This is a genomic window from Mycobacterium sp. 1165178.9, assembly GCF_001673555.1.
Taxonomy (GTDB): domain Bacteria; phylum Actinomycetota; class Actinomycetes; order Mycobacteriales; family Mycobacteriaceae; genus Mycobacterium.
Window position 1 is genome coordinate 18,161 of sequence record NZ_LZMB01000254.1, and the last position, 11,183, is coordinate 29,343.

Annotated in this window: 13 protein-coding genes; 7 read left to right on the plus strand and 6 right to left on the minus strand. The window is 64.4% G+C overall.

Annotation, left to right across the window (positions count from 1 at the left end; translation table 11 throughout):
* The first annotated feature begins 3 nt into the window (after window positions 1-3).
* A complete protein-coding gene (locus A5652_RS11485; protein ID WP_067350746.1) occupies window positions 4-2,046 on the plus strand; it encodes an NAD(+) synthase in 2,043 nt (680 codons plus the stop codon).
* 56 nt (window positions 2,047-2,102) lie between these two features.
* On the opposite strand, the gene A5652_RS11490 is transcribed toward A5652_RS11485, so the two are convergent.
* Window positions 2,103-2,510: a hypothetical protein gene (locus A5652_RS11490; RefSeq protein WP_067350750.1), complete on the minus strand. Its 408-nt coding sequence runs from the start codon at window positions 2,508-2,510 to the stop codon at window positions 2,103-2,105.
* Window positions 2,511-2,717: 207 nt separating this feature from the next.
* The gene (locus A5652_RS11495) at window positions 2,718-4,052 is read right to left on the minus strand and encodes a PLP-dependent aminotransferase family protein (RefSeq protein WP_067350752.1); all 1,335 of its coding nucleotides are present in this window, start codon (window positions 4,050-4,052) and stop codon (window positions 2,718-2,720) included.
* A 145-nt stretch (window positions 4,053-4,197) separates the two neighbouring features.
* On the opposite strand from A5652_RS11495, the gene A5652_RS11500 reads away from it, so the two are divergent.
* From A5652_RS11500 to A5652_RS11525, 6 genes are all read left to right on the plus strand, one after another.
* Window positions 4,198-5,028, plus strand: coding sequence for an alpha/beta fold hydrolase (locus A5652_RS11500; protein WP_067350755.1), 831 nt, complete (start codon window positions 4,198-4,200; stop codon window positions 5,026-5,028).
* A gap of 25 nt (window positions 5,029-5,053) precedes the next feature.
* Window positions 5,054-5,866 carry an acyl-CoA thioesterase II gene (locus A5652_RS11505; protein ID WP_067350760.1) on the plus strand — a complete coding sequence of 271 codons (813 nt, stop codon included), beginning with the start codon at window positions 5,054-5,056 and terminating at the stop codon, window positions 5,864-5,866.
* Window positions 5,867-5,910: 44 nt separating this feature from the next.
* Window positions 5,911-6,357: a hypothetical protein gene (locus A5652_RS11510; RefSeq protein ID WP_067350765.1), complete on the plus strand. Its 447-nt coding sequence runs from the start codon at window positions 5,911-5,913 to the stop codon at window positions 6,355-6,357.
* A gap of 86 nt (window positions 6,358-6,443) precedes the next feature.
* Window positions 6,444-6,923, plus strand: coding sequence for a GNAT family N-acetyltransferase (locus A5652_RS11515; protein WP_067350770.1), 480 nt, complete (start codon window positions 6,444-6,446; stop codon window positions 6,921-6,923).
* Window positions 6,913-7,398, plus strand: coding sequence for a hypothetical protein (locus A5652_RS11520; RefSeq protein WP_067350772.1), 486 nt, complete (start codon window positions 6,913-6,915; stop codon window positions 7,396-7,398). The genes A5652_RS11515 and A5652_RS11520 overlap by 11 nt, the downstream gene beginning before the upstream one ends.
* A gap of 73 nt (window positions 7,399-7,471) precedes the next feature.
* Window positions 7,472-8,290: an isocitrate lyase/phosphoenolpyruvate mutase family protein gene (locus tag A5652_RS11525; RefSeq protein ID WP_067350776.1), complete on the plus strand. Its 819-nt coding sequence runs from the start codon at window positions 7,472-7,474 to the stop codon at window positions 8,288-8,290.
* On the opposite strand, the gene A5652_RS11530 is transcribed toward A5652_RS11525, so the two are convergent.
* The 4 genes from A5652_RS11530 to A5652_RS11545 form a co-directional block, all read right to left on the minus strand.
* A complete protein-coding gene (locus tag A5652_RS11530; protein WP_067350780.1) occupies window positions 8,287-8,835 on the minus strand; it encodes a YbhB/YbcL family Raf kinase inhibitor-like protein in 549 nt (182 codons plus the stop codon). The two genes, A5652_RS11525 and A5652_RS11530, sit on opposite strands and share 4 nt — an antisense overlap.
* Entirely contained in the window at window positions 8,832-9,392 is a 561-nt protein-coding gene (locus tag A5652_RS11535; RefSeq protein ID WP_067350782.1) for a 3-isopropylmalate dehydratase, read from the minus strand. The genes A5652_RS11530 and A5652_RS11535 overlap by 4 nt, the downstream gene beginning before the upstream one ends.
* A complete protein-coding gene (locus A5652_RS11540; RefSeq protein WP_067350784.1) occupies window positions 9,389-10,636 on the minus strand; it encodes an aconitase/3-isopropylmalate dehydratase large subunit family protein in 1,248 nt (415 codons plus the stop codon). The genes A5652_RS11535 and A5652_RS11540 overlap by 4 nt, the downstream gene beginning before the upstream one ends.
* Window positions 10,627-11,183, minus strand: a 557-nt coding sequence (locus A5652_RS11545; protein WP_082983864.1) for an oxaloacetate decarboxylase, incomplete at its 5' end; no start/stop codon positions are given. The genes A5652_RS11540 and A5652_RS11545, both read right to left, overlap by 10 nt.

An 11,183-nucleotide genomic window follows, 5' to 3' on the forward strand; every position in this document is an offset into this window, starting at 1 on the left:
GCGATGGACTTTTACAACGCTTATAGCCAGGGCTTCGCGCGCGTCGCCGCATGCACGCACCACACCGTCATCGGTGATCCGGCCGCGAATGCCGAATCGGTCCTGCGGATGGCCAGGGAATGTCACGACGATGCCGTCGCGCTGGCCGTCTTTCCGGAAATGACGCTGTCCGGGTATTCGATCGAAGACATCGTGCTGCAGGAGCTGCTGCTCGACGATGTCGAAAAGGCCATCGCGGAGATCGTCGCGGCTTCGGCCGAGTTGTTGCCGGTGCTGGTGATCGGTGCCCCCTTGCGTCATCGGCACCGGATCTATAACGCCGCCGTGGTCATCCACCGCGGCGAGGTGCTCGGAGTGGCGCCGAAGTCTTACCTGCCCACCTACCGGGAGTTCTACGAGCGCCGCCAGATCGCACCGGGGGACGACGAGCGCGGCACCATCCGCGTCGCCGACGTCGAGGTACCGTTCGGCCCCGACCTGCTCTTCGAGGCTTCCGACGTGCCCGGCTTGGTGCTGCACGTGGAGATTTGTGAGGACATGTTCGTGCCGATCCCGCCCAGCGCGGAGGCCGCGCTCGCGGGCGCGACGGTGCTGGCCAACCTGTCCGGCAGTCCGATCACGATCGGCCGCGCCGAGGACCGCTGCCTGCTGGCCCGGTCGGCCTCGTCGCGATGCCTGGCCGCCTACGTGTATTCGGCTGCCGGGGAAGGCGAATCGACCACGGACCTGGCGTGGGACGGCCAGACCATGGTGTTCGAAAACGGCGTGATGCTGGCTCAGTCCGAGCGTTTTCCCAAAGGGGAGCGGTCAAGCGTCGCCGACGTCGACATCGAATTGCTTCGCTCGGAACGGCTCCGGATGGGCACCTTCGACGACAACCGGCGCCACCACCGGACGACGACGGACACCTACCGGCGCATACAGTTCCGGCTGGACCCACCGGGCGGCGACATCGGCCTGCGCCGCGAGGTCGAGCGTTTCCCCTTCGTTCCCGCCGATCCGGAACGGCTGGAACAGGATTGCTTCGAGGGTTACAACATTCAGGTCGCCGGTCTCGAACAGCGGCTGCGTGCGCTGGATTTCCCAAAGGTCGTCATCGGGATCTCCGGTGGGTTGGACTCCACGCATGCGCTGATCGTCGCCGCCCGCGCGATGGATCGCGAACAACGTCCGCGCGCTGACATCTTGGCGTTCACCCTGCCCGGCTTCGCGACCGGGGACCGCACCAAGCGCAACGCGGCCGAGCTGTGCCGCACCCTGGGTGTGACGTTCGCCGAGATCGACATTCGAGAGACCGCGGAACTGATGCTCAAGGAGATGGATCACCCGTTCGCCCGGGGCGAGAAGGTGTATGACGTCACCTTTGAAAACGTTCAGGCAGGTTTGCGCACCGACTACCTGTTCCGGCTGGCCAACCAGCGTGGCGGGATCGTGCTGGGCACCGGCGACCTGTCCGAGCTCGGGTTGGGCTGGTCGACATACGGTGTCGGCGATCAGATGTCGCATTACAACGTCAATGGCGGCGTGCCCAAAACGCTGGTTCAGCACCTGATCCGCTGGGTGATCTCGTCGGAACAGTTCGAGCCGGAGGTCAGCGAGGTGTTGCAGTCGGTGCTCGACACCGAGATCACCCCGGAGCTGGTTCCCAGCGGCGAGGAGGAAGAGCTGCAGAGCAGCGAGGCGAAAGTGGGTCCGTTTGCGCTGCAGGACTTTTCGCTGTTCCACGTGCTGCGTTTCGGATTCCGGCCGTCGAAAATCGCCTTCCTGGCCTGGCATGCGTGGAGCGATCCCGAACACGGCATCTGGCCGCCCGGCTTCCCCGAGGACAAACGGCCGTCGTACTCGCTGAAGGAAATTCGGCACTGGCTGCAAGTTTTCGTGCAGCGGTTCTACTCGTTCAGCCAGTTCAAGCGCTCTGCCTTGCCTAACGGGCCCAAGGTGTCGCACGGTGGTTCGCTGTCGCCGCGGGGGGATTGGCGGGCCCCGTCCGATATGTCGGCGCGCATCTGGCTCGACGAGATCGAACGCGAAGTCCCCGAGGACTAGTTCGCACACTCGCGGGCCCGCCCGGGAGCACCGAGCGGGCCCTGAGCAATTGGGCCTCAGGCCTTTGCGCGGCGCCAGCCCTGGTACTGCAACTCGGCGAACACCAGCGTGTATACGCCGGCCGCCAGGTTCAACACCACGCCGGTCGCCGTCAACGGGAAGACGTCCGCGAGCACGAGAACTATCGCGGCCACGGTGTATGCCACGTTCGCGATGATGACGGCCATGCCGGCGCGCCGCACCGACGGCAAGGTGGCCAGCCCGAACACCACCACGCCGTACGCGATCAAGAATGCGGCCATGCCGTACTCGAACGCTTTCGTGGTGCCCGACAGGTCGGCGAGCCAGCCGGCCACCGGGATACCGGCCAGGCCGACCAGCGCGCTGATGGCGGCGTCGGCGCGCATGGCCAGGCGAAGCAAGCCGTCCCGGGTACCCGCGCGGTCGATCGTGGTAGCGGACATGATGTTCCTTTCTCGATGGCTGATGCGATCACCACCGACGCTGCTCGCAAACCGCTGCCAGATCGACGCCAGCCGCTGCCAAACACTGCCAACCGCAGGTCAGTGGGGTCGGGTCGCGCACGAAGACAGCGCAACGGATTGCAGCGCGGCGATGCCCGGCCTACCCAGATGGTCGCCGGCCAGGCCGAAGCCGGCTGCCGTACACGATCACCACTGTGCTGCGAGCACGACCTCGCGAACTCGAGCCAGTGCGTCGGCGAGCTCCGCATGCGGTGGCGTGCCCAATGCGAGTCGCAGGGCATTCGGGGGATGTTGCGTGACACAGAAGGCCTCGGCGGTCGATACGAGAATGCCGTTATTCGCCAGCTCGTGTGCGATGGCATCACCGCGTACGCTTTCCGGCAGCCGCAGCCAGCCGTAGTAACACGAAGCGGGGCCGTGATAGTCGAGGCCCATCAAAGCGCGATGAGCAATCTGCTGTCGTTCCCGTGCATCGGTACGGCGCCTCTTTTCGAGTCGAGTGACGGTACCGTCACTCAGCCAACCCGCCACGAGTGCCGACACCAGACTCGGGGTGCCCCAGCTTGATGTTCGCACCGCTTGTTTAGCGGCGGTGATGTAGTCGTCTGGCACGACGACGAACCCGAACCGTAGGCCGGTAGCAAGGTTTTTCGAGAGGCTTGCGACATGCAGTGTGCGTTCCGGCGCCAACGTGTACAGGGTTGGGCCGCAGTGCGGTTCGAGAAAGGCATAGGTTCCGTCCTCGATCACTGCGCAGTCGTGCTGCCGCGCAATGTCCACCAGGCGAGCGCGCTGAGGGTGCGACATCGTATAGCCGAGCGGGTTGTGCAGCGTTGGGATCGTGTAGATGGCGGCGACTCGTCGGCGGGAGCACAGCTTCGCCAGGGCGTCGAGATCTGGACCGTCGGGGTCGGATGAGAAGGGTGCCAATTCCAGCGCGCGGTCGTCGGCTTGAAGCTTGATCCCGGGATAAGTCAGCTCGTCGACAGCAATGACCGACCCTGGTCGCGTCAGCACGCGCAGCGCAACGTCAAGACCGTGCTGGGATCCGGCGGCCAGCACAATGTTGTTGGGCGGCATGTCGATCCCGCGGTCGAGGACATAGGTAGCGACCGCGGCTTTCTCCACGGTCCGTCCCCCGGGAGCATGCTGGATGAGCAGCGACTGCAGGTCACCCGTCGCAGCCAGTTGTCGCAGTGCCTCCCGGAGCTGCTCGGCCTGATCGTCGGCCAGCGGCTGATTGAATGATAAGTCGGCAATGCGGGCTGCCAACGGAATTCGACGCCCATCCAACCCGCCGTAGCCACCCTGGTCGCGAACGAAAGTGCCGCGCCCAGGTTCGCCCGCGACGAGGCCGGCCCGTGCAAGGTGGGCGTACACCCGCGTTGCGGTAGCCAACGCGATGCCGTGGCGGCGTGCGAGATCACGGTGAGTCGGCAGGCGGGTACCGGGGGCCAGCCGACCGTCGAGGATCTCAGCGGTCAATCGATCCACAATCTCGGAGTAGCGGCTGGTGGGCACGACTCGTCCGCCTTGTATCTAGGACAATTTCTCGATTGTTCTACCACGCCTGGATACGCTAGCGGAAGTCCGTCAACCAACCGCTGGGTTGGTCAAAGCCATCCGGCACCGGTTGTGACAAGTGTCGGCCAATACAGGAGTTGCAATGCCTGAGATCGAAATCCGTTCCGGAACAATTTATTACGAAGAATGCGGGCCAAAGAACGGTCGGCCGGTGGTATTCGTGCACGGCTACCTGATGGCGGGCGATGTATGGCGCGAGGTAAGTGCGCAACTTGCCGTGCTCGGGTTACGGTGCATCGCCCCAACCTGGCCAATGGGTGCGCATCCACAGCCGCTGCGCCCCACGGCCGACCGATCCATCGCCGGTGTCGCCGACATCGTCGCCCAAGTACTTTCAGCGCTCGGCCTGGAAGATGTGGTGCTGGTCGGTAACGACTCCGGTGGTGTGGTAACGCAACTGGCCGCTGTGCATCACCCTGAGCGGATCGGTGCCATCGTATTGACGAGTTGCGATGCGTTCGAACACTTTCCGCCGCCGATCCTGCAGCCGATGATCGCGGCGGCGAAGTCCAAAATGCTGTTCCGGATAGCACTACAGGCAATGCGCCTACCCAACGTACGCAAGCGCGCGTATGGCGGCTTGGCGCACAAGGACATCGACGATCTCGCCCGGAATTGGGTGAGTTCGGCGCTTCGCGCCTCAGCCGTCACAGAGGATCTGCGCCAGCTGACCCTTTCGTTCCGCACGGAAGTCACCACAGGCGTCGCTGCGCGGTTGCCCGAGTTCGACAAGCCCGCCCTCATCGCGTGGTCGGCAGACGACGTGTTCTTTGAGGTCGAGGATGGCAAACGGCTGGCCGCCACGATTCCCAACTCGCGGCTCGAGGTGATCGAGGGGGCACGCACGTTTTCGATGGTGGATCGGCCGGCTCGGCTTGCCGACTTGCTGTCGACGATTGCCGTGCGCACCTAGCGGCAGACATGCGAGGCGGATCAAGATGACCCTGACTCACCCGTTTGACATGGCTCTTCAGCTAGAGGCCGGCGAGGGCAACGTGAGGCGTGGACGTACTCATCCGAATTGGGCGTCCATGGTAGGCCCATTCGGCGGAATCACCGCTGCTGTTCTGGTGCAAGCCGTCCAGACACACCCGAGCCGCATAGGTGAGCCTCTGGCGTTGACCGTCAACTTTGCCGCCCCCATTTCCGACGGCGACTTCGACATCTCGGTTTGTGCTGTGCGCACCAATCGCACTACTCAACATTGGACGCTTGATCTAAGGCAAGCCGGCCAAGTCAAGACGACCGCAACCGCGCTGTTCGGAATCCGGCGCGACAGTTGGGAAGATACCGTAGCTCGCCCTCCGGTTGCGCCGCCGCCAGAGCGGCTTTCCCCCGACAGGGCTCAGGGCGACTTTGTGGGCTGGGCACGACTGTTTGACCTCAGGTTCGCCGAGGGCCCCTTTCCGGGCAAGGGTGCAGCGATCAGTCCGTCCGCGGTAACTACAATGTGGATGCGCGACAATGCAAAACGCCGAATAGACTACCCGGCCATCGCGGCGTTATGCGACATTTTTTGTCCGCGGGCTTTCCTGCGCCGCGGCGGGCCCGTTCCTGCCGGAACGGTGTCGCTCACTACGTATTTCCATGCCGACGAGTGCCAGCTTGAGGCGCTCTCCGGGGACTACATCCTGGGTACAGCCCGGGCCAATCGCTTTTCCCGCGGTTACTTCGACCAAAGCGCACAACTGTGGAGCCGCGATGGCGTGCTACTGGCCACTTCGCATCAGATCGTCTACTTCAAAGGCTAAGTGCGCGTGGCTATGCCGCGCCGAACCATCCGAGAAGGGAACCGATGTCAGCCAACACGATGAGCCGAGCGGATCGCCGCGACGTGCTGTTGCGGTCCGCAATGTGTGCCGACGCAGTCATAAGCGGCTTCTTCGGTGTAGCAGGGCTAACCGGCTGGATCGCCGAGTTCGTAGGTGCACCAGAAGTGTTCGAGTACGGCGTACCCGCCTTCTTCGTCGGCTACGGGGTTATAGTGCTGGGCCTATCCCGGCTGCCATCTGTGCGCCGCGCCGGCATGTGTGTCGTCGTTGCCAACATGCTGTATACGGTGGGGGCCGCCGCCCTGGTGGTCGCGGATGTCGTCCCCTTTACGGCCGCCGGCGCGAGTTTCACGATGGCGACCGCCGCCTACACGCTGTTGTTTGCGACGCTTCAATACTTTGGTTGGCGCCGCAGCACGACGCCGATACGCCGAACAGGCCTGGTATCAAAAGGATTGTCGTGTCTCTGATGGTACGTGAAAGCGCCGATCTCTTCGCGGCCCCATCCAGTGCGGTAGCCGGTCGACGACCGTTGGTGTGGGTCCGCAAAGTTTGTGTGACCGATCGCGCCGCGCTGGTTGCGATGCATGGCCGTTGTAGCCGGGCAACCCGCTACTCCCGGTGGCTCGCACCAAGCGCGATCTTCCCGCAGCGCTATCTGCGGTCTCTGCTGGCCGGCGGTAACGAGCATTTCGCGGTTGTCGCGGTCCTTGATAGCCAACCTGGCGATGTGGTCGGTTTCGCCAGTGCCGCGTTGGTTTCGGATGACATCAGAGAGTTGGGCTTTTTGGTGGAGGATCGCTATCAGACGCGGGGCATCGGTACGATGATGCTTGAATCCCTGATCGATCTTTGCGGACAACACGAAGGCCTTTGTGTTTCTGCGCTGGCCGACAACTATTGGCTGCTAGGCAAACTCGCGAGATTTGGCACCGTCGTGTCTGGAATGGACCACGGTATCATCCATGCCCGCGTTGTCCGAAACCCGCGAGAACACCCGTCGAACGTCGAGAGTGTGAATTGTTGTGCACTATGAATATGCCGTTTCCCCGGACTGGCTGACGACGACGAGTCGGCCGCACCCGCTTCGCTGTGCGCTCAGCGTGTACCCACTGGTCGAGACGAAAGAAGCTCGTTACGGTGACATGGATGTCAACGGGCATCTCAACCATTTGGCATTGGAAGCCCTACACGAAGATGCGCGAGCGCGAATCAACGAGCAATATGTCCCTGGGACATACGATCCGACGAACCGTGCTTTGCGGCTAGTGACCTCTCAAAACGTGGTGCACTTCCTGGCGGAGGCGTTCTGGCCTGCAACGATCAAGGTAGGCATCGGTATCGGCGGCGTTGGCCGTAGCTCGGTCGTCGTATCATCTGGCCTGTTTCTCAACGATAGGTGTCTTAGTGTCTGCGACATGACCCTCGTCCTCGTGGGAGATATGGGCCCACTGGCTTTTCCCGACTACAACCGGGAATTAATGCGAAAGTTGTTGCTGAGACTCCGATGAGCGCCAAATCGCAGAGCGCAGGCGAGAATTGGGATCCAACGTTCGCAGTGGCGAACACAGACAGGAGAGTGTCATGACTCGAGCTGGACATTATGAGCGGTTTCTCGCCTTGCACCAGCAGCCGGAAGCATTCGTGATGCCCAATGCATGGGACGGACTGTCTGCATTGATCTTCAAGGACGCCGGTTTCGCTGCGCTGGGCACCTCGTCGGCGGCGCTGGCCGCCGCGCTGGGACGCCAGGACGGACGCCACACCGTCAGCGCGGCCGAGCATCTGGCGCACGCCAAATTACTGATGGAGGTCAGCGGCTTGCCGGTGAACGGCGACTTCGAGGACGGCTACGGCGCGACGCCCGAAGACGTGGCGGCGACGGTACGCGGCGCGATCGGCAGCGGCCTGGCCGGCATCGGGGTGGAGGACACCTCCGGCGACCCGGCCAGTCCCATCCGTGAATTCGATGACGCCGTTGCGCGAGTACGGGCGGCCGCGCAGGCCGCGAGGGGTCGCATCCTGCTTACCGGACGAACCGACAATTTCTTGCATGGCAGGGACGACCTCGATGACACTATCCGCCGGCTCACGGCGTTCGCAGAGGTCGGTGCCGACGTCCTGTACGCGCCATACCCGCCTGACATGGCGGCCGTCACGGCGATTGTGCAAGCGGTCGCCCCGAAGCCGGTCAATATCGTCGTAGGTACCAAGTCGGAGACACCGACGGTGGCGCAATTATCGGCAGCTGGAGTCAAGCGCATCAGCACAGGCTCCGCGCTCTACACCCATGCCGCCGCGGCAGTGCAATCCGCCGCATCGGCGCTCACCCGGGGGGATATTGCAACCGCAACAAGCGGAATGACGCTCCGCGACGTTATGGCCCTGATGCCGGAAAGCTAGCGCTCGTAGGTTCCGGTCAGCGTGCCCCGCGCCAGCACGTGCCCGCGCATCGCGACCAGCAGGCCCTTGGCGTTGGTCACGGTTTCCGGAAGCACGGCGTCGAGCGCGAACACGTGAAAGCGGTAGCGGTGTGGACCATGCCCGGGAATCGGTCGCGGTCCGGCGTAGCCGTGGTGGCCCAGGTCGGCCCGCAGGAAGCGGATCCCCGGGCATCCCGGCTGAAGCGCGCCCGCGGCCACGCCCTCTACGTTCGGTTCGATCACCGCGGCGGTGTGCACAAGGGGCCGAGGGAGCGGAACGTCGATGTCGTCGATAACCAACACCAGTTGACGCGTCCCGGTTGGTGGACCCGCCCAGCGCAACGGCGGCGACGTGTTGTCACCGACGCCCTTCCCCGCGCTGGACGCCGGCATGGCGCCGCCGTCGTCGAACGCGGCGCTGGTCACCGTGATGGTGGTGGGCACGTCGAATGCGCCATCGGCGAGCGGACTTCGGTGGGCGCCCGCGCGCACACCGCGGAGCATCGTGCCCAGTCGCTCGATCATGCGCCGCTGCCGGCGCCGCGCATCGCCACCGCGGGTGAGCGCAGCAGGTCGCCCAATTCACGGGGCAGGTAGCCCTGTTGGGCGAGCCGGGGCAACACACCGCCGCTCTCGATGATGTCGAGGATGAGGTCGGGCAGGCGCGGAACCGAGCCGGACGCGCCGGTGGTGTCATTGCGCCAGCTGCCGTCGGCGAGGTCGAACGTTCCGGTATCGCCGTCGCTGAACGCCGAGGTGGCGTCGGGGACGGTGATCGCCGGCAGCCCGGAGTTCACGGCGTTGCGAAAAAACAGCGAGTTGAATTCCTCGGCGACCAGTCCGGCGACGCCGAGCTCGACGAACAGCGCTGCCACTGGTCGCGAAGAACCGAGCCCGAAGTTCCTGCCGGCCAACACGATATCGCCCTGGGACACTTCGTCGGTCCAGCCGGGCCGCGCCTCGTAGAAGACGTGCTTGGCGGCCTCGGCCGGTTCCATCTTCATGGCGAAGGCTGGATACATGGCGTCGGTGTTCAGGTTGTCCCCGAACACCCATACCTTGCCGCTGAAACGTAGCGTCATGCGGTCACACTCCTCGGATCGGTGATGTAGCCGGTGACCGCGGACGCCGCGACCGTGGCCGGCGAGGCCATGAAGATTTCGGCCTCGGTGCTGCCCATGCGTCCGGTGAAGTTGCGGGTACTGGCCGTGATGCACACCTCACCGGGCCCCACCACCCCCATGTGGTAGCCGAAACAGGCTCCGCAGGTTGAGTTGGTGACGACGGCGCCGGCGTCGGCGAGGTCCTGGAGGTAGCCGCGCCGCATGGCCTCGCGGTACACGGATTGCGAGGCGGGCGTCACCAGCAGCCGCACGCCCGGCGCGACGGCCTTGCCGCGCAACACCTGCGCGGCGATCTGCAGGTCCTCGAGTTGGCCGTTGGCGCAGGAGCCGATGAAGGCCTGGTCGATTTTCTGCCTGCCCAGTCGCGATACCGGTGAGCCGTTGTGGCTGACGGTGCCCGGCCGGGCCACATAGGGTTCCAGCGCGGTCAGGTCGACATGCCGGAGGGCATGGTAGTGGGCGTCGGAATCCGGTGCGACGGCGTTGAATCCGGTGACCCCGCGTTCTTCGAGAAACGACGCCAACACGTCGTCGGGCTCGAACGTGCTGAAGTCGGCCGACACCTCGGCGCCCTGCGTCGCGATGGTCCGCCGATCGTGCATGGGAATGCCGGCCAGGCCGGGGCCGCCGAATTCGAGGTTCTGATTGGGCGCATCGCCGTACTCATTGGCGATGTACAGGAAGATGTCCTTGCCGCTCACCACGTCCGGTTTGGCACCCTCGAGTTCATAGCGAACCGTCGGCGCGACCTGAAACCAGGTGGAACCGGTGCACATGATCGAGTAGATCTCGGCGGGACCAAGTCCGCGGGCCGCGGCGTTGTATGCGCCGGCCGCACAGGTGTGAGAGTCGGTGCAGGCCAGCACTTCTCCCGGGCGAGCCAGCCCGTTCTCCGCGATCACCTGATGGCAGATGCCGTGCCGACCGACATCGTAGAAACGTTCGATGCCGAAGTCGGCGACGAATTTGCGGGCGTGGTTGCCCCCCTCGGCGTCCTTGATGGTCGGGGCGGGCACGGCGTGATCCATGATGACCGCGAGCTTGTCGGCGTCGTGAATCCGGTTGGGCTGGATCCACATGGTGGCGAACTGCAGGTCGATCAGTACGGTCATGTCGACGTCTACCACGACGGTGTCACCCGGTGCGACCGAGCCTAGCCCAGCCTTCGCGGCGAAGATCTTTTCGATGATGGTCATACCCATGTGCGGTCCTCGGTGTGTGCGTACTTATCGTCGAGCGCGCGCCATTCCGCCATGCCAACCAGGTTGAAGAAGTCGGCCGGAGAGGTCGGTAGCTGGGCGGCGAGGTCGGTGCCGTTGAGTTCGCACAGGCTCTGCAGCATGGCGAACGTCGTTTGTATCAAGAGATTGCTGGGGTGGATGGCGATCGCGTATCCCAACTCCTGCAGCCGTGACGCCGACTGCGGCGGTGTCAGGCCGCCGAGCACCAGGTTGATCAGCAGGGGAGCGTCCACTTCGTGTGCGATGCGCTCGATTTCGCCGATGTCCTGCGGCGCCTCCACAAAGATGATGTCGGCGCCCGCCTGCGCGTACCGGTTGGCGCGCTCGATCGCGACGTCCAGGCCGAGCGGACCGCGCGCGTCGGTGCGGGCCACCACCAGCAGGTTCGCGTCCGATCTGGCGTCCAGTGCCGCCGCCAGCGTCTGTTCGAACACCGCCGCGTCGACGAGCTGCTTATCCGGGAGGTGACCGCAGCGTTTGGGGAACAGCTGGTCCTCGAGTTGGATGG